This window comes from Asaia bogorensis NBRC 16594, from assembly GCF_001547995.1.
Lineage (GTDB): Bacteria > Pseudomonadota > Alphaproteobacteria > Acetobacterales > Acetobacteraceae > Asaia > Asaia bogorensis.
Genome location: NZ_AP014690.1, coordinates 2305151 through 2325984, shown reverse-complemented (window position 1 = coordinate 2325984; position 20834 = coordinate 2305151). Strand labels below are relative to the sequence as shown.

General features: G+C 60.3%; 17 protein-coding genes and 1 pseudogene. 11 read left to right on the top strand and 7 right to left on the bottom strand.

Going from position 1 to position 20834, the window contains the following annotated elements:
• Positions 1-42: 42 nt before the first annotated feature.
• The 4 genes from aroQ to Asbog_RS10360 are packed head-to-tail and all read left to right on the top strand — an operon-like array spanning position 43 to position 2914.
• Positions 43-498, top strand: a complete 456-nt coding sequence (gene aroQ, locus Asbog_RS10375; RefSeq protein ID WP_062165081.1) for a type II 3-dehydroquinate dehydratase — start codon at positions 43-45, stop codon at positions 496-498.
• A complete protein-coding gene (locus tag Asbog_RS10370) occupies positions 495-950 on the top strand; it encodes an acetyl-CoA carboxylase biotin carboxyl carrier protein (RefSeq protein ID WP_023979561.1) in 456 nt (151 codons plus the stop codon). Before aroQ ends, Asbog_RS10370 begins: the two co-directional genes overlap by 4 nt.
• A gap of 26 nt (positions 951-976) precedes the next feature.
• On the top strand, positions 977-2323 hold the full coding sequence (gene accC / locus Asbog_RS10365) for an acetyl-CoA carboxylase biotin carboxylase subunit (RefSeq protein WP_062165080.1): 1347 nt from the start codon (positions 977-979) through the stop codon (positions 2321-2323).
• A 21-nt stretch (positions 2324-2344) separates the two neighbouring features.
• A complete protein-coding gene (locus Asbog_RS10360; RefSeq protein WP_062165079.1) occupies positions 2345-2914 on the top strand; it encodes an NIPSNAP family protein in 570 nt (189 codons plus the stop codon).
• A gap of 349 nt (positions 2915-3263) precedes the next feature.
• On the opposite strand, the gene Asbog_RS10355 is transcribed toward Asbog_RS10360, so the two are convergent.
• The 3 genes from Asbog_RS10355 to ccmA form a co-directional block, all read right to left on the bottom strand.
• Complete coding sequence (locus Asbog_RS10355; protein ID WP_062165078.1) at positions 3264-6569, bottom strand: S41 family peptidase; 3306 nt, start codon at positions 6567-6569, stop codon at positions 3264-3266.
• Between the two features lie 172 nt (positions 6570-6741).
• A complete protein-coding gene (gene ccmB / locus Asbog_RS10350; protein WP_062165077.1) occupies positions 6742-7413 on the bottom strand; it encodes a heme exporter protein CcmB in 672 nt (223 codons plus the stop codon).
• Complete coding sequence (gene ccmA / locus Asbog_RS10345) at positions 7404-8093, bottom strand: heme ABC exporter ATP-binding protein CcmA (RefSeq protein WP_062165076.1); 690 nt, start codon at positions 8091-8093, stop codon at positions 7404-7406. The genes ccmB and ccmA overlap by 10 nt, the downstream gene beginning before the upstream one ends.
• Before the next feature lie 116 nt (positions 8094-8209).
• Between ccmA and acnA the strand changes: the two genes are divergently transcribed.
• From acnA to Asbog_RS10330, 3 genes are all read left to right on the top strand, one after another.
• Entirely contained in the window at positions 8210-10903 is a 2694-nt protein-coding gene (acnA, locus tag Asbog_RS10340; RefSeq protein ID WP_062165075.1) for an aconitate hydratase AcnA, read from the top strand.
• A 70-nt stretch (positions 10904-10973) separates the two neighbouring features.
• Positions 10974-11666: an amino acid ABC transporter ATP-binding protein gene (locus Asbog_RS10335; RefSeq protein ID WP_083510828.1), complete on the top strand. Its 693-nt coding sequence runs from the start codon at positions 10974-10976 to the stop codon at positions 11664-11666.
• A 50-nt stretch (positions 11667-11716) separates the two neighbouring features.
• Positions 11717-13234 carry an ABC transporter substrate-binding protein/permease gene (locus tag Asbog_RS10330; protein WP_371861646.1) on the top strand — a complete coding sequence of 506 codons (1518 nt, stop codon included), beginning with the start codon at positions 11717-11719 and terminating at the stop codon, positions 13232-13234.
• Positions 13235-13368: 134 nt separating this feature from the next.
• On the opposite strand, the gene Asbog_RS10325 is transcribed toward Asbog_RS10330, so the two are convergent.
• The 4 genes from Asbog_RS10325 to Asbog_RS10310 all read right to left on the bottom strand — a co-directional run bounded on the left by Asbog_RS10325 (position 13369) and on the right by Asbog_RS10310 (position 17118).
• The gene (locus tag Asbog_RS10325) at positions 13369-13824 is read right to left on the bottom strand and encodes a hypothetical protein (protein ID WP_146926355.1); all 456 of its coding nucleotides are present in this window, start codon (positions 13822-13824) and stop codon (positions 13369-13371) included.
• 409 nt (positions 13825-14233) lie between these two features.
• Positions 14234-15190, bottom strand: a complete 957-nt coding sequence (locus Asbog_RS10320) for a hypothetical protein (protein ID WP_062165072.1) — start codon at positions 15188-15190, stop codon at positions 14234-14236.
• A gap of 21 nt (positions 15191-15211) precedes the next feature.
• Positions 15212-16480 (bottom strand): AAA family ATPase, encoded by a 1269-nt coding sequence (locus Asbog_RS10315; protein WP_062165071.1) that lies wholly within the window; start codon positions 16478-16480, stop codon positions 15212-15214.
• Positions 16477-17118: a hypothetical protein gene (locus Asbog_RS10310; RefSeq protein WP_062165070.1), complete on the bottom strand. Its 642-nt coding sequence runs from the start codon at positions 17116-17118 to the stop codon at positions 16477-16479. Before Asbog_RS10310 ends, Asbog_RS10315 begins: the two co-directional genes overlap by 4 nt.
• Positions 17119-17311: 193 nt before the next feature.
• Between Asbog_RS10310 and rimP the strand changes: the two genes are divergently transcribed.
• From rimP to Asbog_RS14795, 4 genes and pseudogenes are all read left to right on the top strand, one after another.
• A complete protein-coding gene (rimP, locus tag Asbog_RS10305) occupies positions 17312-17938 on the top strand; it encodes a ribosome maturation factor RimP (protein ID WP_062165069.1) in 627 nt (208 codons plus the stop codon).
• 83 nt (positions 17939-18021) lie between these two features.
• The gene (nusA, locus tag Asbog_RS10300) at positions 18022-19566 is read left to right on the top strand and encodes a transcription termination factor NusA (protein ID WP_062165068.1); all 1545 of its coding nucleotides are present in this window, start codon (positions 18022-18024) and stop codon (positions 19564-19566) included.
• A 1-nt stretch (position 19567) separates the two neighbouring features.
• Positions 19568-20248 (top strand): RNA-binding protein, encoded by a 681-nt coding sequence (locus tag Asbog_RS10295; protein ID WP_231944711.1) that lies wholly within the window; start codon positions 19568-19570, stop codon positions 20246-20248.
• A pseudogene (locus tag Asbog_RS14795) lies at positions 20245-20683 on the top strand (translation initiation factor IF-2 associated domain-containing protein); the annotation flags it as partial. The gene Asbog_RS10295 and the pseudogene Asbog_RS14795, both read left to right, overlap by 4 nt.
• Between the last annotated feature and the right edge of the window lie 151 nt (positions 20684-20834).

Genomic DNA, 20834 nt, shown 5'->3' with positions numbered 1-20834 from the left:
GAGGCTTTTACGCAAGTTGTGAAAGTGCTACGGGCTCCTCTCATGATTCGCCCGATGATTGCCGTGCTTAACGGCCCCAACCTCAACATGCTCGGAATGCGGCAGCCAGAAATATATGGCCATGCGACCCTGGATGACCTCGAACAGGTCTGCATCCAGGCTGCCGAGCAGCTCGATGTTGCCATCGATTTTCGTCAGACGAATATCGAGGGCGAACTGGTTTCCTGGATCCAGGAATGCCGGGGGAGGGCGCGTGGCATCGTGATCAATCCGGCGGCCTATGGCCACACCTCCATCGCTTTGCTCGATGCGTTGCTGGCCACCGGTCTGCCGACGGTGGAGGTTCATATCTCCAATATCCATCGCCGCGATACCTTTCGCCATCATACCTATACCTCCCAGGCCGCAATTGGCGTAATCTGCGGGTTTGGTGTGCGTGGCTATGCCATGGCATTGCGTGCACTCTATGACATGATTGAAGACGAGGACGAACGATGAGCCGTATGCTCGTGGACGCGGATGCCATCCGGGCATTGGCTGATATTCTGACCGAAACCGGACTGACCGAAATCGAGGTCGCGGAAAAGGACAGCCGCATTCGTGTGGCACGCAATGCCGGTGGTCAGGTTGTGCACGCCGTGGGCGCTGCCCCTGTCGCTGCAGCGCCGGTTGCAGCGCCTGCTCCGGCTGCTGCGCCGGTCGATGCAGCAAGCCACCCTGGCGCTGTCAACAGCCCGATGGTCGGCATTGCCTATCTGGCGCCCGACCCGTCGGCACCGCCTTTCGTGCAGGAAGGTCAGGCCGTTGCAGCCGGTCAGACCCTGATGCTGATCGAGGCCATGAAGACCTTCAATCAGATCAAGGCGCCGCGTGGCGGCACATTGAAGCGTATCCTGGTTTCCAGCGGTGACCCGGTTGAATTCGGCGAAGCGCTCGCCATCATAGAATAAGCATTACTGACTGAGTCTGGGGCCTGATGTTTTCCAAGATCCTGATCGCCAATCGCGGCGAAATCGCGCTTCGCATCCTGCGCGCCTGCCGTGAACTGGGCATTGCAACGGTTGCCGTGCATTCCACGGCCGATGCCGATGCTATGCATGTCCGACTGGCGGATGAGGCGGTCTGCATCGGCCCGCCTTCGTCGCGCGAATCCTATCTGAACGTGGCGGCCATCCTCTCCGCAGCGACCATCACCGGGGCAGAAGCCATTCATCCGGGTTATGGCTTCCTGTCCGAGAATGCAGATTTTGCCGAGACGGTCGAGGAGCACGGCTTCGTGTTCATTGGCCCGACCGCCCATCATATCCGTACGATGGGTGACAAGATCATGGCCAAGACCACCATGCGTGAGCTTGGTGTGCCGCTTGTGCCGGGCTCTGATGGTGCCTTGCGCGATCTGGCAGCAGCGCGCGAAGTTGCCGCCAAGGTTGGTTATCCTGTGCTGATCAAGGCCGCCGCCGGTGGCGGTGGTCGCGGCATGAAGGTCGCTCAGACCGAGGATGAGATCGAGGAAGCCTGGTCGGTCGCTCGTACCGAGGCACGGGCAGCATTTGGTAATGACGAGGTCTATCTCGAGAAATATCTCGACAAGCCGCGTCATATCGAGCTGCAGATCATGGCCGACACGCATGGCAATGTCGTGCATTTCGGCGAGCGTGACTGCTCGCTGCAGCGTCGCCACCAGAAGCTCCTGGAAGAGGCTGGCTCACCCGTTCTGACCGCCGAAGAGCGTGACGCGATTGGCGCCACCGCAACGTCAGCGTTGAAGAAGATGGGCTATCGCAATGCAGGTACGCTCGAATTCCTGTATCAGGACGGCCAGTTCTGCTTCATCGAGATGAACACGCGCCTTCAGGTCGAGCATCCGGTGACCGAGATGGTGTGCGATGTCGATCTGGTGCGTGAGCAGATCCGTGTCGCGGCTGGTGAAGCCCTTGGATATGAGCAGTCGGACATCACGTTCAGCGGTCATGCCATCGAGTGCCGCATCAACGCTGAAGATCCCGAGACGTTCATGCCTAACCCGGGCACGATCAAAGTGTTCCATGCACCAGGCGGGCTGGGTGTGCGCATCGATAGCGCCATCTATGCGGGTTACCGCGTGCCCCCTTACTACGACAGCATGATCGCCAAGCTGATTGTCCATGCGCCGACCCGTGCGGAAGCCATTGCCCGCATGATGCGTGCGCTGGATGAATGTGTGGTCGATGGCGTGAAAACTGTCATTCCGCTGCATCGCAAGATTCTGGCGGATCCCCAGTTCCAGAAGGGTGACTACACGATTCACTGGCTGGAAAAATTCGTCGACTCACTCAAGAAGTAAGAAGCGCAAGGAAAGGCCCCGATGTCGGTATGTGTTGAAACCTTTGTTCTCACCTGCCGCTCGGGCAGCGTTCCTCAGGTTGTTGCCGCGCTTGAGGCGCCACTTGTGGGGCGTGCCGGCTTCCTAGGATGCTGGACAACTGAACTGGGCATCCTGAATCAGGTTGTCGTCATGATCGAGAAGCTGCCGGACGACATCGTGTGGCCCGGTTCTGATCACGGCGTGCAGGGCATTGTGCAGCAGGAATGGACGCTCCACGCTGGAACGTCCCCGCAGCCCGGCCTCCATGGCGGTGCCTATGAATGGCGTCTCTATGATATTCTGGACGGGTGCGAGGCACAGGTCGTCGGTCTGATGGAGGCCTCGACCCCCGCGCGGGCCGAGATCTCCCCCGCCTACGCCGTTATGACCGCCTCCCAGGGCGCATCACGCCTCCTTCACATCTGGCCCTATGCCGATCTCGCTGACCGTGCTGCCAAGCGGAAGCTGGCGGTGGAAAGTGGTGTGTGGCCGCCCAAAAATATCCTGCCCCTACTGGGTACCATGCAAAGCAGTATCCTGACGCCAGTGGCTTTCTCGCCCAGCCGTTAAAGGCAACGCTGTCGGGCTTCGCGCCCTGCGCATCGGATGACCGAAGCTCGGGCAGGAATGTCGTCCTATCCCGGGCACAGACCAATGGTGACGGGTCCGTTCGGCTGAGTGGCCAGATTGTTGCGCCAGCAAACCTCTCGAATCGGAGCATACGTGCCAGGGGCACAGACTGGGTGTCGGTCAAATGCGCCCCTTCCTTCGATCCGGCTTGTTCGGTCTCCTCGTGCACCGGGGGCGATATCGCTGTGCGGAGACATACCGCCAGCCCCCGGGGTCAGGCTGTCTGCATGACCAGCGTCAACAGGCCAGTATCCTGTCCTCCGACCGAAAGAGGGAGACAAGGATCATGTCAGTGAGGCAAAGCCTCCGCGGCGCCCGAAAAGCCTTCAGCTGCCATCGGGGTGATGGGCTGCTTTTGCAGCAGCCCATTCAGCGTTTCCAACGCCTTGTCGAGTTGCTGGTCCTGACCATTAAACGTCGCGACCGGCATGTTTTCGACAGCAATGTCGGGCTCCACACCGTGGTTTTCGACAAGCCAATGGCCCTTCATGTCGAAATAGGGATGCTGTGCAGTCCGGGGCAGGCCGTTATCGGCCAGACGGTCGGAGTCTGAGAGCCATACGCCCGCTCCAGCTGTACGCATGCCAATTAACGGCCCGATGCCGAGCGCCTTCACGCCTTGCGAGAAGGTCTCGCCATCCGAGTAGGTGAATTCATCGCACAGAACAACGATATGCCCCCTGAAGGCCTGTTGCATATTGCCTTGCGAAGCCTTGCCGTGGTCGGACCAGAACATCCAGACCTTGCGTAACAGCTGCGAAAGCACCCAGGAATCGATATTGCCACCCAGATTGCGACGAACATCGATAATCAGCCCGTCCTTATCGGTCTGGGCATAGAAGTCGCGCGTGAACGCTGCAATATCATCCGGGCCCATAGCGCGCAGGTGCAGGTAGCCTATCCGTCCGTGGCTGTCCTTTTCGACACGCGCGGCGCGCTCGCTTTCCCAGGCACGCAGACGCAGACTCGCCTCCTGCTTGGCGGACACAGGCGTGACGATGGTCTGGAACTGCCTGTCCTTGCGTTTGAGGGTCAGCAGCACCTGCTTGCCTGCCTGATTGGCAAGCAGCGAAGAGAGGTCTGGCAAATCGGCCAGGCTTTGCCCGTTGAGGGAGACAATCAGATCACCCGGCTGCGCATCGACATCAGGTGCTGCCAGCGGTGCACGATCCTGCGGGAGATCCGGGTTGCCTGTGTGAATGCGATCAATCAGAAAGCCGCCCGGCTGGCGTGTCAGATGGGCACCAAGGCCGGCAATCAGGGTTTCATTGTCGCGGGTTGTGGTTTCGGCAGGGCGAAGCTGCGAGTGAAGGGCATTGAGTTCACCCATCATCTGGCCGAGCAGATCATCCAGATCCGAGCGGTCACCTATGCGGGCCAGAAGCGGCCGGTAGCGTTCGCGAACACTGTTCCAGTCCACGCCATGCAGTGCAGGGTCATAAAAATGGTCTCGATGCAGACGCCACGCATCGGTGAACATGTCCTGCCATTCCGCACCGGGGTCGATGCGCAGTCGCAGGCCGTCGAGACTGACCTGTGACTCCGGCCCTCCAGCATCACCCAGCGTCGCGCCTGCCGGGACAAGCTGAATCTTGGGTCGCTGCTTTTCCTTGCCGGAGACCAGCATGAGTGTCTTGCCATCCGGTGTCAGGCTGAAATCCCTGAGATCTGCTGCAAAGACCTTGGGCTTGATCTCGTCACGGGTCACCTTGACGGAATACAGCGTCATCCCGTCGTTTTTGGCTGTCAGGTCGTCCGGCTTTTTTGCCAGCAGATAGAGATAGTCAGGCGCGATCTCGATCTGGCTGTAATCCGCCGCCGGGACGGGCAGTTGATACAGGCGTGCGGCCAGACCGTCGGGGTCGAAAACCGGGGTCTTGGCGTTCGAGGGCGCGGCTGGCTTCTCGGGGGGCTTGGCCGGAGCTGCCGGTTCGAGCTCATTATGCGGCGCAAAGGGGAAACGCGCGCTCTTGTGCAGGGCCAGCGCGAAAATTCCCGTACGAGGCCCGAACACGGGTGCGGGGTTGCGGTCCCCCCAGGGGCTGCCATTGCTCAGCTTGAAAAGCCTGTCGGACAGGAACCACAGGAAGTGACCATCCGGGCTGAAGCGCGGCGCGTAGGAATCGTAGTCCGGCGTCGTGGCCCAAAGCGTGGCCCCTGTTTCAAGAGGATAAAGTGCGATCTGGCGCCGGACATTATCCCCCCGCGCCCGTGTAAAGGCCAGCGCCCGGCCATCATGGGACCAGACCACCGACTCATAATCGCTCTGCCCGTCGAGACGAGCATCGTCGATGAGTTTGTCGGTGCGTGTCGCAACGTCCAGAATATACAGATGCCCGGCAAGATCGGTATGAGCGATATGGGTGCCATCGGGCGACACCCAGAGCCCGGTAGGCTCGCTCTTGCTGGCATGGGTCAGGGCCGTGCCTTCGGCGCCTCCCGTGGCCGGAAAAGCCCAGAGCTCGGATTCCCCGCCCTTGTCGCTGAATGCATAAAGCGTCTTGCCGTCAGGGGAGAGGCTGGCATGACGCAACCGTGTGCTCGCTGCGGTTGCCAGCGTGATGCGTCTTTGCGGCCCCGCGCTGGCGAGCGCCACGTGACCACGCAGGGTCAGGGCGACCTGCTTGCCGTTGGGCGCGAGATCGATATCGGTCAGATAGGGGAAAGGATTATCAAGCCACTGAGGGCGCCGCGCCGCATTGTCACTGACAACATCAACGGGAATGAGCGTCTCGGCGCCGGTATCGAGGTCGAAGTGATAGAGGTCGGCCCCGCGCTGATAAACCACATCGTGGCCGCTCAGGCTGGCCTGTCTGACGCCGAAATCATCATGTTGCGTGAGCGGATGGCCATCCGTGCCATCCAGCGCATAGCTCCAGAGATTGTCGCGGCCGCTCTGGTCGCTGATGACGATCAGCCGGTCTTTCCAGAGCATCGGGCGGCGCAGATTGACGTTTTGCGGCCCCAGACGTTCAGCTTCACCACCGCCCTTGAGGCGATAGCGCCAGAGTTGCGCCACGGCCCCGCCGCGATACAGCCTGAGGTGATCATGGGAGACAGCTGTGCCGAAACGGACGAAATAGAGCCATTGTCCGTCAGCGCTCAGGGCAGCGTCATTGGCATCGGCCAGAGGGTAGGTGCGCTTCGTGCCGCTTACGGGAAGGATCGCGCTTACTACGCGGCTCAGTCCCGGGCCCGTCGCGGGAGCAGAACTGTAGATAATGCCTGCCTTTCTGTCCCAGCCAATGGGCATGACATTCTGGTTCTCGAAGGTAACGCGCCTGGCCGTCCCCCCTTCGATCGGCATGACATAGATTTCCTGCGGGCCGTCATAATTGGCCAGAAAGGCGACCTGCTTGCCATCCGGTGAGAGAATGGGATGCGGATCCGGGCCGATTGGTGCGGTCAGGCGCGTTGCGTTGCCGCCCTGCAAGGGGGCGCTCCACACCGATTGCTCGTCATCAAAAACAAGGGTCGTGCCTGACAGGGCGGGATCACGCAGATAGCCGGGCGCAGCCTGGGCAGGAGGCGAGGCAAGGCCAAGCAGGGTCAGGCTGGCAATAGCGGTACTGGCGAGAAGGGAGGAGAGACGCATGAACACCTTCTGGAGCAACGAAATTCTGTGATGCGGGAGAGTGGCGCGGAAGCCTCACCTCGACGGGGTTGCAAATAGAAACTGTGAAGTGTCCTCAAACGCAAGCCTCATGGCCTGTATTCGGGTGCTGAGAAGGGACGGTACGGCGCAGGAAACGGCATTGGGAGGGGCCTTAGCTGGTAGCGGCGCGTAATCCGCTTCCGGCGGCCAGGGGGCACAGAGGCAGTGCCAGCGCCAGAAAGGCGCCGAGTATGCTCAGCTCCACCCTGTTGCTTTGACCATTGGCCGTCGCATCGGCGGCTGCTGCGCCAAAGATCAGCACAGGTGAGGAGAGGGGCAGAGTCAGAAGCGGCAGCAGGATGCTGCCACGTCGCGCGCCCAGCACGAGCCCCGCCGCCATTCCCCCCAGAAGCGAAAGCAGCGCCGTGCCCGGCACGAGCCCGGCCAGCAGTGGCAGGATATCGCCCGGCGTGCCCCCCAGCATGAGTGTAAGAGGGCCGGCCGCAACGAGCAGGGGCACGCCGGTTGTCAGCCAGTGCGCGATGATCTTGGCAAGCGCCACCAGCGAAGGGGGCAGGCCGAGAAGCAGGAGGTGATCGAGGCCGCCATCATCAAGTTCGGCACCAAAAAGCCGGTCGAGCGGCAACAGGCTGGCCAGCAGCGCGCAGACCCAGATAATGCCTGGGGCCATGCGGTGAAGCAGAACCGGCGATGGTCCAAGCGCCAGCGGAAAGAGGCTGGCACAGAGCACGAAGAAAAGAACAGCCGCGAGCGTGTCGGCCCCAAAGCGCACGGCAAGAGACAGGTCGCGCCGGATGAGGGAGAGGAAAGCGCTCACCAGCATGGGTCACGCCCCTGAAAAGCCGTGGGAGTGAGAGCGAGGGTCATGGCATCGGTCAGGGGCAGGGGAACATGGGTTGTGGCGATGATCATGCCACCCTGGGCACGATGCCGGGCCATTACATGCCCGAGTGTTTCGATGGCGTGCGCATCCAGCCCGAGGCTCGGTTCATCCAGCAACCAGAGGGGCGCGTGGCGCAGAAGGAGGCGGGCGAAAGCGCCGCGTCTTTTCTGGCCTGCCGAAAGAAGCCGCGTCGGCAGATCAGCCAGTGTTATCAGGCCAAGGAGGTCGAGAGCCTGATCCAGCGCTGCACTCTCGTCCCCTTTTGGTGTTCGTGCCCCAAATAACCCGGCCTCAAGGCCCAGGTTCTGACGCAGGGTAAGAGCAGGCTTGAGTGCATCCTGATGGCCAAGATACGCGATATCCAGAGCCTGTTCCGGATCGGGCCTGTCGGCTGACCTTGCCTCGCCATTCCAGGTGACCTGACCACCCTGTGCGGGGCAGAGCCCGGCCAGAAAACGGAGCAGGGTTGATTTGCCCGCACCATTCGGACCCGTGAGCAGGATGGCCTCGCCGGGCGCGAGCGACAGGCTGAGTCCATCCAGCACCAGACGATCACCGCGTATCACGGTTACGTCATGCAAACTGAGCCAGGGCGCTGGAGGCGAGGGAAAACCTGACATTGTGCGGAAATAACATCTTCCTGAGAGAGTTTTATTCGACTCTGTGCGAATAAGGGTCGAGACTGTATAGAAGGCTCAGCCCTTGAGGGCCAGTTGACAAGGCAGGAGGACAAGCCATGAGAACCGTTGGACGGGATTCCCTGGGCGTGATGCGGGATCTGGAGGTTGATGGCCGAAAGTACCACATCTTCTCCCTGCCAGAGGCGGCGGCCAAGCTGGGCAATCTGTCCCGCCTGCCAGTCAGCCTCAAGGTTCTTCTTGAGAACGTTCTGCGTTTCGAGGACGGGCTGAGCTATCGCACCGAAGATGCGCAGGCCATTGTCGACTGGACAGCGAAGGGCCATTCGGATCAGGAAGTGCCCTTCAAACCGGCGCGTATCCTCATGCAGGATTTCACCGGCGTTCCGGCCGTGGTCGATCTCGCTGCCATGCGCGACGGCATCATTGCCCTTGATGGCGATCCGGAGAAGGTGAACCCGCTGGTGCCGGTCGATCTCGTGATCGATCACTCGGTCATGGTGGATGTCGCGGGCAGCGCCGATGCGCTGGAACGCAATGTCGAGATCGAGTTCGAGCGCAATGGCGAGCGTTACGCCTTCCTGCGCTGGGGCCAAGGCGCATTCGAGAACTTCCGCGTCGTGCCGCCGGGTGCAGGCATCTGCCATCAGGTCAATCTCGAATATCTGGCGCAGGCCGTCTGGACCGGCAAGGTCGATGGCAAGGACTACGCCTATCCCGATACGCTTTATGGCACGGACAGCCACACCACTATGGTGAACGGAATGGGCGTTCTGGGCTGGGGTGTAGGCGGCATTGAGGCCGAGGCTGCCATGCTCGGCCAGCCTATTGCCATGCTGATCCCGGATGTGATCGGCGTGCGTCTCGAGGGTGTTCTGCCTGAAGGCGCGACCGCGACCGATCTCGTGCTGACCATTACCGAAATGCTGCGCGCCGAAGGCGTGGTTGGCAAATTCGTGGAATTTTTCGGCCCCGCCCTCGATCATCTGCCCGTGGCCGATCGTTCGACCATCGCCAATATGGCGCCGGAATATGGTGCAACCTGCGGGTTCTTCCCGGTCGATGCGCTGACGCTGGATTATCTGCACCAGACAGGCCGCGACGAGCATCGCATCCGTCTCACCGAGGCTTATCTGCGCGCCCAAGGCATGTTCCGCGATGCCGATACGCCTGAGCCCGTGTTCTCGAAGGTGCTGTCGCTCGATCTCTCGACCATCATCCCCTCACTGGCTGGTCCCAAGCGTCCGCAGGATCGCGTGGCCCTGACCAATGCGACGGCGGCTTTCGAGGAAGTGTTGACGACCACGCTGGGCGTGAAGCCCGACGACGTGCGCAAGCGCGCCATCGTGGCCGGGTCGGATTACGACATCGGTCATGGTGATGTGGTGATTGCGGCCATTACCTCGTGCACCAACACCTCCAACCCGGCGGTTCTGGTGGCGGCTGGTCTGGTGGCGCGCAAGGCCCGTGCGCTCGGCCTGAAGCCCAAGCCCTGGGTCAAGACGTCGCTTGCCCCCGGCTCGCAGGTGGTGACGGATTATCTCGACAAGGCGGGTCTCAGCGCGGATCTCGATGCGCTTGGCTTCGAGACGGTCGGTTATGGCTGCACGACCTGTATCGGCAATTCGGGTCCCATCGCCCAGCCGATCGTGAATGCGATCGAAGGCAATGGTCTGGTGGCGACGTCGGTGCTTTCGGGTAACCGTAACTTTGAAGGGCGCATCTCGCCCAACGTGCGCGCCAACTACCTCGCCAGCCCGCCGCTGGTGGTGGCCTATGCCCTGCTTGGCACCCTGCGCAAGGACATCACGAAAGAGCCCCTCGGCATCTCGAAGGATGGCAAGGAAATCTTCCTGCGCGATATCTGGCCAAGCAATGAAGAGATCGCAGCGCTCATCAAGTCCTCCGTCACGCGTGAGAGCTTTGTCGAGCGTTATGGCAGCATCTCGAAGGGCACGAAGCAATGGCAGGCTCTGGCCGTAGCCAGCGATGCGCGGACCTTCGCGTGGTCGGACAACTCGACCTATATCCAGAAGCCGCCCTATTTCGAGGGGCTGACCAAGGAGCCGGGCGAGACGCATGACATCGAGAATGCACGCATTCTCGCACTGCTGGGCGACAACATCACGACTGACCACATCTCACCGGCAGGGGCCATCAAGCCGTCCTCTCCGGCGGGCAAGTTCCTGAGCGAGCATCAGGTGGCGGTTGCGGATTACAACTCCTACGGGTCGCGCCGTGGCAATGACCGCGTGATGGTGCGTGGCACCTTTGCCAATATCCGTATCCGCAACGAGATGCTTCCGGGCGTCGAGGGCGGCATGTCGAAATACCTGCCTGATGGCACGGTGGCGTCGATCTATGACGTGGCGCATCGCTATCAGCAGGATGGCACGCCTCTGGTCGTGATTGGCGGGCGTGAATACGGCATGGGCTCCTCGCGTGACTGGGCCGCCAAGGGCACGAATCTGCTAGGCATCAAGGCCGTGATTGCAGAGAGCTTCGAGCGTATCCATCGTTCCAATCTCGTGGGCATGGGCGTTCTGCCTCTGACGTTCCGTGAGGGCACGACGCGCAAGACGCTGGGGCTGGATGGCACCGAGACGATCTCACTGGGTGGGCTCGAGTCCATTACCCCGCGTATGACCGTACCCATGACCATCACCCGCGCCAGCGGCGAGACCGAGCAAGTCGAACTTCTTTGCCGCATCGATACGCTTGATGAAGTCGCCTATTACAGGCATGGAGGGATTCTCCCTTATGTCCTGCGCGGGATGACCGAAACTGACTGATCACGCCGAGACCGTTCTCGACGCCAGAAATATCACCAAGAGCTTTGGGCGACATGTCGTGCTGCACGACATGTCGCTTCGCGTTAGGCGTGGTGACCTGATTTCCATCATCGGGCCTTCGGGCTGCGGGAAATCGACTTTTCTTCGCTGTCTCAATTTTCTTGAGATACCTGATTCCGGAACGATCCGGATACGGGATATCGAAATCGACACGGTCGCCGGTCAGGGCTGGAACCGCGCCCAGGAGCGTCGTGCCCATAAGCTGCGTGCCCATGTCGGCATGGTTTTCCAGTCGTTCAACCTGTTTCCCCATCGCACTGTTCTGGACAATGTCATGCTGGCGCCACGGGCGGTTAAAGGCATGGCAACTGGCGATATCGCGCCGCTGGCGCGTGGTCTGCTGGCGAAGGTCGGGCTCGATGGTCTGGCTGACCGTTATCCCTCGACACTGTCTGGCGGTCAGCAGCAGCGTGCGGCCATTGCCCGCGCCCTGGCCATGAAACCGGCCATCATGCTCTATGACGAGCCGACCTCTGCGCTGGACCCCGAACTGGCTGAAGAAGTTTTGCAGGTCATGCGCAGACTGGATGAGGAGGGCATGACCCAGATCGTCGTGACGCACGATATGCGCTTTGCCCGTGCGGCCTCGAACCGCGTGCTGTACGTCGAGGGTGGGCATATCATCGAAAGCGGCGACCCTGAAGAAGTGTTTGCGGCTCCCGAAGATGCCAGAACGCGCCGCTTCCTGAGGTCACTGCTGTGAACGTCTGCACCGTGCCAAGGCGGGTCCTCGCCGGCGCCCTGATGGGGGTGATGCTTCTGATCGGTGGCCATTCTGCCCATGCCCAGACATCTTCACCCCCACCAGCAATAGGCGAGGTGGCCTCATCGTCGGTTCTGAACTGGGCCTCGGATGGTGAGGCCAATGTACCCTATGTCTTTCACGACCCGGCGGACACGAATCGTCTTGAGGGATTCGAGTTCGACATGGTGCAGGAGATTGCCCGGCGCCTGAAGCGTACACCGCATTTCGTGCAGAATGATTGGGACGGTCTGATCCCCGGCCTCCAGCGCGGCATGTATGACATGGTGGTGGACGGCATCGAGATGACGCCCGACCATGTGAAGGCAGCGCTCTTCTCACGGCCCTACTATGTGACCGGCGATCGCATTGTGGTGCGTCGCGACCGTCAGGACCTTGCCAGTTTCGCGGCTCTCAAGGGGCATGTGGTCGGAACGATCAAGGAGACGCTGGCCGAGCGGCTGTTGCAGAACGAGCCGAGCATTACCACGCGTTCTTACGAAGAGGAGACCTATGCCTTTTCGGACCTGCGCAACGGGCGTCTGGATGCGCTCCTGCTCGACGGGCCCATCGCGCTTTTCTATGCCGGAGTGACCGATGATCTGGTGATTGTTGGCGAGCCGGTAGGGCAGACCCGCTATGGCATTGCCTTCAAGCCGGGCAATGTCGCGCTTCATGATTCCGTGGATCGTGTGTTAGGTGACATGATGAGCGATGGGACGCTCCAGACCATTCTGCGGCGCTGGAATCTCTGGACACCCGAGATGGCAGCTATGACGGGCGACCACACGGTGCGTGAGGTGCCTCCTGTCGCGTGGCTGCGCTATCGTGACGCCATGCGCAGTCAGCTCGGCTGGGTGGGGCTGTTCCACCGTTATCTCGGATTTCTGCCCATCATCGGCAAGGCGGCGGTGCTGACCCTTGTGGTGTCGGCCCTTTCCATGATCCTTGCCGTCAGTCTGGGGCTCGTGCTTGCCTTGTGCCGCCACTACGGCGTACGCCCCCTGCAATGGCTGAGCGGTCTCTACATTGAGGTTGTGCGTGGTACGCCCCTGCTTATCCAGGTTCTCTTCATCTTCTATGGTCTGCCGGGCATAGGCATCAAACTGTCGCCTTTCTTCGCGGGCGTGCTGGCCTTGGGCCTCAATTATGCGGCCTATGAAGCCGAAAATTACCGGGCTGGCCTCTCCTCTGTGCCGCGCGGGCAAATGGAGGCGGCAATTGCGCTCAACATGACGCGCGCCAAGGCTGTTCGGCTGGTAATCGTACCGCAGGCTTTCCGCACGGTCCTGCCGGTCATGACCAACGACTTCATTGCCCTGCTCAAGGATTCTTCGCTGGTGAGTGTGATCACGCTGACCGAGCTGACAAAGACCTATATCCGGCTTTCATCGACCTATTATGACTATATCGGTACCGGGCTTCTGATCGGTGCGGCCTATCTGCTGCTCGGTCTGCCTTTTGTCCGTTTTGCCCGCCATGTGGAACGCCGACTGGGGCAGAGCCTGACACGCTCGGGGCACCACTGAAAACTCTGTTACAAAACTTCTGAGTCCGATGCACAGGTAAGTGCGTCGTTCGCCGCAAGATTGTGCAGAGCGGGGTTCTTGTCCAGCTGACGCATTCCTTCCCTTCATGGCGGTTGCGAGTGGGCGCAATGCGATCAGATCTCGGCCCGAGTGTTCGCCTCATAGGGTCTCCGCATGGCGGCGATTGCGTAAAGATAGCTGAGAGCGGCGGCGCCTGCGATGGCCGCGTCACGCACGGCGGCGCGCGCGAGCAGATAGGCGAGATAGGCTAGAACGCTACGCAGTAAAAAATGTCTGAAGCCAGCAGGATCATTTGCACCCCACCCGTGAGGTCCCCAGACAATACCAGAAAAAATGGTGATTCCCAGAAACAGTATAGCCGGGTCGTGAGCCGTGCGCGCTGCAATGATGGCAAAGGGAACCAAAACACCGGTGACGGTGATGAAACGCATGAAAAGTTGAGTGATCGGATCGTGCCGGTTCGCCACTCTCAATCCAACCTGACCTCGCAGTTTGTCGATTAATAGAGCCAAGGGAAACGGAATGGCCGCAGCCATGAAAACGGGGAAGAGCGGTAGCTTGTCACCCATCCAGACGCCCGCCAGTGCCAATGATGACTAGGAGATGAGGCCGCCGAGCGGCATGGCCGACAAGCATTGCGCCAGGTAGGATTCGCGCAAGGTGTTGAGTGAGTCTTTGGACTAGTTATGCAAATATAGATTGTACTTGTATCGCACTAATGCCCTGAGCTTTAATAAATTTTCTAAATATGATCGATATGAGAGCGATATGTTGGTGTGCGTGCTGATTAAGAAGCGTATTCGCGGATCAATGTGGCGATCGCAGCGACAATATGAAGCGAAAAATGATGTGGCACTGCCGAGATGCGAACGCCTGCCTTCCCGCTCTTCAATCCAAAGCAGTTTCGATCAGGCAATGCTCAGATGGCTTTGACGCGCTTTAGGCGGCGTCCTTCTTAAGGCACGCCGCCTGCACGACTCAGGGAGCCGATGGGTCGTGGGCAAGGTCCGGCGAAAATGTCGGGCTACCCGCATCATGCGTCATGGCCTGCCGGAGGAGCGGCACCCAGCGAGAGAACCAGCGATCGGTCTTTCGTATGAATTCGTCGGCTGTAGGAACCTGCGACAACGTCGTTTTGTCCCAATAGGGAAGGGGGGCCAGCAACTGGACCGTGCCGGTCTTGGTGGGGGCAAGAAGATAGGTGATGCCTGAGCTGCCCTTGGTCGCATCGGTAGCACCACTGCTTAGAATCCAGTTGGCGACCACAAAAAGGGAGGGCATGGGAAAGCCCAGAGCGCTTAGTCTTTTGAACGCAAGCTGAATCAGCTCATCAGACGAAATGGCACCATTCGGCCCCATGACGGCATTGGCGATAAAAGCGCATTCATTGCGACCATCGGGCCGATCGGCATAGATATGGGCGCTATAATTACGATCGTCGTGACAGTGCGAGGCCGCTGACTGAACGACATCGAGAGGTAATTGCTCCGTGGCTGTCCGTGCAATCATGACGCCTGTGACAACACCACGATCGGTGCGCACTAGAATATTGATCAGCATAAGGCCGCCCGGACCGAATTGCCCGGTGAGCACCGGATGCCAGACTCCGGCCGGCAGGGGCAATGTATGCCCACCGAACGGTATCGTTCCTGTAAGTGACGCAGTGATATCGGGTGTCATCAGGCGATTGGTCTCGTCCGGCGCGCCTGCTTGTGCCTGAGAGCCTTGCCCGTTATTGACGGCCTGATCCCTCGCAGTGGATGCGGTGGCAGCGCCATTCGGGGGTTGCATGCCGGGCAGCCGCTGAAGCCACGGCGCATGGGCAAGCATCCAGGGCAAGGGGAAGAAGAGGCTCATGATCGTGAAAAAGATCATGATATAGATCATGAGGCGCCATGCAGGGGCACGGCGCCACAAGCGGGTGAAAGCTGACACTGACTATCGTTCCGGCGGGGTTCAGGGTGTCAGTCGCGCATTGAGCGAGACCGAGTCGTCAGCTATTTCGGCTTTGACACCGTCGTTGCTCATGACGAGACGAACGAGCTTCGCATTATTCTGGCGCGCCAGGATCAGGCTTTCACTGACCATGTCTTCGATCGAGCGAACCAGATCACGTGCCGAGGCCCCGGCACCCAACTTCTGCTGACGCTGCATGAGTTGGAAGAGCAGGTAGGCATCGATACCGCCAGCTTCGACATTAAGCCCATAACCCTTGATCATTGCCTCGATTTCCAGCGCCGCTACCCGCGCAAGATCGAGGTCGCGCAGCTGACGGAAGACAAAGATACGATCCAGACGGTTCAGGACTTCGGGTGCAAAACCGGCCTTGCGCAGGGCTTCCGTCGACTCCGCACGCATCCTGTCTGCGTCGTCATGAAGACGATCGGCAATTTCGGTCAGTGCTTCTGTGGCGATATTGGAGGTGAGCATGAAGATGGCGCGCGTTGTAGATACCTGAGCGCCAGTTGAGGCCTCGGTCACGTGACCGTCATTCCATGCTGTCAGGAATTTTTTGAAAACGTCTGGATGCGCTTTCTCGATCTCATCCAGCAACACAATCGCATCCGGCTTCTCCTGAAGGCCGCCCGTGAGCTTGCCGAAACTATCGGATCCTACATATCCCTTTGGCGAGCCGAAGAGCATGGTTGCAGCGTGAGGGCTGGACATCTGGGTCATGTCGAAATGAAGCAGGGGCCGGTCCATCTGCCGGGCGATCTGCTTTGCCAGATAGGTTTTTCCCGTGCCCGGAGGGCCGGCGAGGAGAAAGATTCCGACCGGCTTGTTACGCATAGTAAGAGCGAGACGGCGTCTCAACTGCTGGGCAATATCCTCGCAAACCTGATCCTGACCGACGACCTTGGCGCGCAGTCCGGCGGCCAATTCTTCGGCATTGATCGCGACTTCCTTCTGCTCTTGGGCAAGTAGCTCTTCGAGCGCAACGCGGTTTGTCAGGCGGGCGAGAATATCCATAACGAAACCTTTGCGACGGCGAAGCCCCTTGCGGGCCAGTTTTGTGGAGCGCACCTCATAGAGGAGGCCGGATATCGAGAGCAGGGCGGCGAGACCGGCAATGGGAGGATAGGCGTCCCTTGCCCAGGAGAGGAAATGAAGCAGCATTCCCCCCGAAAGGTGAAGCGAAACAGCTGCCTGAATGCTCGCAAGGATCAGAAAAATCACCATCATGACGGGCATGAGGCGATTGAGGGCGGGCATCAGGGCTTTCATTGTACGATCACGTCCAGAACAATCTGCTGATCAAGGCTGGCTAGGGTCGGGAGAACCTGAGCGCCAAGCGCCGTAAGTATGCCGGTCTCCAGCCCCCCAGCTGGAGGCTGAGTCAGGGGAGATATCGTGACCTCGCCAGCCAGATAGATGGGTAGAACCACAGCCTGCAATTCGGGTTTGAGAGTGAGTCGTTGCGTTAAGCCACCCGAGGTGATGGCAATAGACTGGCCGGGTAGCCCCGCTATCTGAGCGATAGGCATGCGCACCAACCGCATGCGGCGATTTTTCACAGCGGCGAGTATGTTTGCCCTCTGCTGGGTATCGAAGCCTGAATGCGCCAGAGCTGACGGAGCCTGCCCGGGGGCAATCAGGGCAAACTGTGCACCCAGATGTCTGGCATCTGCCCGGATCTGAGGTTCACGGTCTAGCGAAGAGGTTGAAGCTTGCGGTGCGCGAGCCGCTGTCACGCCGCCATGAGCCGTGTTTTGCCAGTAGGCACCCCCCATGCATGCCATGACAACGGCAGACGCCAGGACGAGCTTGGAGGTCAACCCGCCGCTCTCGCGAGGGGAGTGATGGCCGCTGCCAACTGTCCCATGGGAGAGCGGCTTGAGTTGTGGCTCGGGCGTATCGTTCATCGCTGCGACTGTGGCAGGATAAAAACCATGACTGCAAGAGCCCTGTTACACGGGGAGTGTAATCAAAAGTTACGCATCACGCTTCCTGCCATGCACGAGTCTTGCATCAACGGCCATCTTGGCCTAGACAGCCCGTATTCCTTTCATCTTTCGTCTTATCGGGGGGTGGCCTTGACGGGCCGCCTTTTTTGTCTTGGCCAATGAAATTCCCAGCCTGAACGGTCTTGAAGCGCGTATCGCGCAGCAGATCGAGCCGACCCTGACCGATCTCGGTTACGAGCTCGTGCGCCTGAGCGTGCTGGGCCGCGAAACGCCCACCATCCAGATCATGGCTGATCGCGCCGATGGGTCCCTGATCGGAATCGAGGACTGTGAGCAGATCAGCCACGCCGTTGGCGCCGTGCTGGATGTGGATGATCCGATCCCCGGCGCATGGACGCTTGAGGTTTCCTCTGCCGGAATCGATCGCCCGCTGACACGCCTGAAAGACTGGGACCGTTTTGCGGGTCATCTGGTCAAGGCTGAGCTCGATCTGCCGCTCAATGGTCGCAAGCGCTTTTCGGGCATCATCACTGGAACGCGTGATGGTGCGGCTGTGATTCGTCTGGATGACGGCGAGGAAGCCGTTCTGCCCATCGACACGATCCGCAAGGCTCGCCTTGTGCTGACCGATGCGCTGATCGAGGCGAGCGCCGCGATGCTGGGCATTGCATCCGAGGATGAAGGGGCAGAAGAAGAGGGAGCGCCGCGTCGCAAGACGCCGAAGCTCAATCCTGCCAAGCCGGGCAAGGGATCGCGGCCCGGACGAAAGACACACTGAAGTTAGCGTTACTGGGTTTATCGCCTTTCCCGTTTCTGATGGTCCGCGCCGCACCGGCGCGCCGCATTTGAGGATTTCGTCTGATGGACACCTCCGTTACCCGTCCTGAGCTGCTTCTGGTGGCAGACGCTGTTTCGCGTGAAAAGAACATCGATCGTGAAGAAGTGCTGGAGGCGATGGAGCAGGCCATCCAGAAGGCCGGGCGCGCCAAGTATGGCCACGAAAAGGATATCCGCGCGACGATCGATCGCCGCTCTGGTGAGGTTCGTCTGTCACGCTGGACCGAAGTGGTCGAGACCGTGGAAAACGAGGACACGCAGATTCCGCTCGCCATTGCGGTGAAGTTCCAGCCTGAGATCAAGCTGGGCGAGCATCTGGTCGACCCGCTGCCGCCCATCGATTTCGGCCGTATTGCTGCCCAGACCGCCAAGCAGGTTATCGTGCAGCGTGTTCGCGAATATGAGCGCAAGAAGCAGTATAACGAGTTCAAGGATCGCGTGGGCGAGATCGTCAACGGCACGGTCAAGCGCACGGAATACGGTAATCTCATGGTCGAGATCGGTCATACGGAAGCACTGCTCCGTCGTGACGAACTGATCCCCCGCGAGTCGTTCCGCAACTCCGATCGCGTACGCGCCTACATCTATGACGTGCGTGACGAAACGCGTGGCCCGCAGATCTTCCTGAGCCGCACCCATCCTGCGTTCCTTGCCAAGCTGTTTGCGCAGGAAGTGCCGGAAATCTATGACGGCATCATCGAGATCAAGGCCGTGGCCCGTGATCCGGGATCGCGCGCCAAGATGGCCGTTGTCTCCAAGGATGCATCCATCGACCCGGTTGGTGCCTGCGTTGGTATGCGCGGCTCACGCGTTCAGGCCGTTGTAGCTGAGTTGCAGGGCGAGAAGATCGACATCATCCCCTGGAGCCCTCAGGCCGCAACCTTTGTGGTGAATGCTCTGGCTCCCGCCGAAGTGACCAAGGTGGTCATGGATGAGGAAGCCGGTCGCGTGGAAGTTGTCGTGCCGAACGAGCAGCTTTCGCTTGCCATCGGTCGCCGTGGTCAGAACGTGCGTCTGGCAAGCCAGCTCACGCGCTGGGACATCGACATTCTGACCGAGGCCGAAGAATCCGAGCGTCGTCAGGAAGAATTCCGCAAGCGTACCCAGCTCTTTGTCGATGCGCTCGATGTCGATGACGTGATTGCTGGCCTGCTAGTGACCGAAGGCTTCCACACCATCGAAGAGCTGGCTTACGCCGATCCGGATGAGCTGCATGCGATCGAGGGCTTCGATGAAAGCGTAGCCGAGGAGCTGATGCGCCGCGCCGAGGAATTCCTCGTGCAGAAGGAGCAGGAGCTGGACGACAAGCGTCGGGGCCTTGGCGTTGAGGATTCGATTGCCGAGCTGGGCGTGTTTACCAACGCCATGCTGGTGACGTTGGGTGAGAAGGGTGTGAAATCACTCGATGATCTGGCCGATCTCGCAGGTGACGAGCTTGTCGAAATGCTCGGCAGTGACAATATAGATGAAGATGCTGCCAATGAGATCATCATGGCAGCCCGTGCCCACTGGTTTGATGGTGAGCAGGCAGAAGCAGCCCCCGAGGAAGGGGAGGCTTCCGACGTCTGAGATCCACCAAACACAGACACCGAGTCCCGACTCCGATATCGAGCTTGACCTGATCGAACTCGATGATGAGAAGGGGCCGCAGCGGCGCTGCATCGTCTCTCGCGAGAGCGGGAACCCTGAAGTCATGCTGCGTTTTGTCGTCGCGCCCGATGGTACGGTCGTTCCCGATCTGGCGGCTAAGCTGCCAGGGCGGGGAATCTGGTTGAGTGCCAAGCGGGATGTGCTAGAAACCGCGCGGACGCGTCACCTGTTTTCTCGGGCAGCGCGTCAGCCGGTAAAGGTGCCTGAGGATATTGCGCAGGTGCTGGTTTCAGGAATAGAAGCGCGGCTGGTGCAGGGCCTTGGGCTCGCGCGTCGGGCCGGGCAGGCTCTCTGTGGGTTTGTTAAGTGTCGCGAATGGATTGCTGCCGGAAAGGCCGGCTTGGTGATCCAGGGATCGGGCGGAAGCCCGGATGAGTTGCGGCGTCTGATATCGGGAAACAACAAGGTTCCGGTGCGGACGTTACCGGCCCAGATGCTCGCGACGGCATTTGGGCGGGAACATGCGGTCTATGTTGTGATAGCGCCCGGTGCGCTCGCGCAGCGTCTGATGGCTGAGCATGAACGATTTTTGGGGCTGACCGATGGGTTGGTTCCTGAGCCGCGCAATGAGCGGCTCGGACGGGAACAGGCAGGTATATGAGCGAAGGCAACGAACGGAACCAGGGCACTCAGGCTCAGGGCGGTCAGACAGATGGCCAGAATGTCCAGGATCAGGGCGCCCAGGCTCAGGGTGACCAGGGTAAGGGACGTCTGTCCCTGCGTCCGGGCGGGCGCATGGAACTCGGGCGCACGGTAGATGCGGGCTCTGTCCGACAGAGCTTCAGCCACGGCCGCTCCAAGGTGGTGCAGGTCGAAGTGCGCAAGAAGCGCGAGACGAATGAGCGCAAGGACGGCCGCGGTGCTGCCGGCGGCCGTGGTGGCCGCGCCGGTGCAGGACGTGCGCTGACCCCTGCGGAACTCGCCATCCGCCAGCGCGTGCTTGAAGAGCAGCGCAAGGAAGCGGCTCGCGAGGCTGCGCGTCTCGAAGAAGAAAAGATCCGTATCCTCTCCGCAGCCGAAGAGGCCAAGCGTGAGGAAGAGGCACGTGCCGAGGCAGCAGCCCGCGAGGTTGAGGCCCAGCGTGAAGCTGAAGAGCATGACCGCCAGATGGCTGCCGCGGCTGAAGATCAGGCGAAGCAGGAAGCTCTCGAGGAGCAGCGCAAGGCGCGTGCCGCTGAGCGCGAGCG

Bases quoted from the DNA above. Each gene is read 5' to 3' on its own strand.
- ccmB (WP_062165077.1), bottom strand. From the start codon at position 7,413: ATGCTGGTGAGCGCTTTCCTCTCCCTCATCCGGCGCGACCTGTCTCTT.
- aroQ (WP_062165081.1), top strand. From the start codon at position 43: ATGATTCGCCCGATGATTGCCGTGCTTAACGGCCCCAACCTCAACATG.
- Asbog_RS10330 (WP_371861646.1), top strand. From the start codon at position 11,717: ATGCTTCTGATCGGTGGCCATTCTGCCCATGCCCAGACATCTTCACCC.
- Asbog_RS10315 (WP_062165071.1), bottom strand. From the start codon at position 16,480: ATGAAAGCCCTGATGCCCGCCCTCAATCGCCTCATGCCCGTCATGATG.
- ccmA (WP_062165076.1), bottom strand. From the start codon at position 8,093: ATGTCAGGTTTTCCCTCGCCTCCAGCGCCCTGGCTCAGTTTGCATGAC.
- Asbog_RS10325 (WP_146926355.1), bottom strand. From the start codon at position 13,824: ATGGGTGACAAGCTACCGCTCTTCCCCGTTTTCATGGCTGCGGCCATT.
- acnA (WP_062165075.1), top strand. From the start codon at position 8,210: ATGAGAACCGTTGGACGGGATTCCCTGGGCGTGATGCGGGATCTGGAG.
- accC (WP_062165080.1), top strand. From the start codon at position 977: ATGTTTTCCAAGATCCTGATCGCCAATCGCGGCGAAATCGCGCTTCGC.
- Asbog_RS10355 (WP_062165078.1), bottom strand. From the start codon at position 6,569: ATGCGTCTCTCCTCCCTTCTCGCCAGTACCGCTATTGCCAGCCTGACC.
- Asbog_RS10335 (WP_083510828.1), top strand. From the start codon at position 10,974: ATGTCGCTTCGCGTTAGGCGTGGTGACCTGATTTCCATCATCGGGCCT.
- Asbog_RS10360 (WP_062165079.1), top strand. From the start codon at position 2,345: ATGTCGGTATGTGTTGAAACCTTTGTTCTCACCTGCCGCTCGGGCAGC.
- Asbog_RS10370 (WP_023979561.1), top strand. From the start codon at position 495: ATGAGCCGTATGCTCGTGGACGCGGATGCCATCCGGGCATTGGCTGAT.
- nusA (WP_062165068.1), top strand. From the start codon at position 18,022: ATGGACACCTCCGTTACCCGTCCTGAGCTGCTTCTGGTGGCAGACGCT.
- Asbog_RS10310 (WP_062165070.1), bottom strand. From the start codon at position 17,118: ATGAACGATACGCCCGAGCCACAACTCAAGCCGCTCTCCCATGGGACA.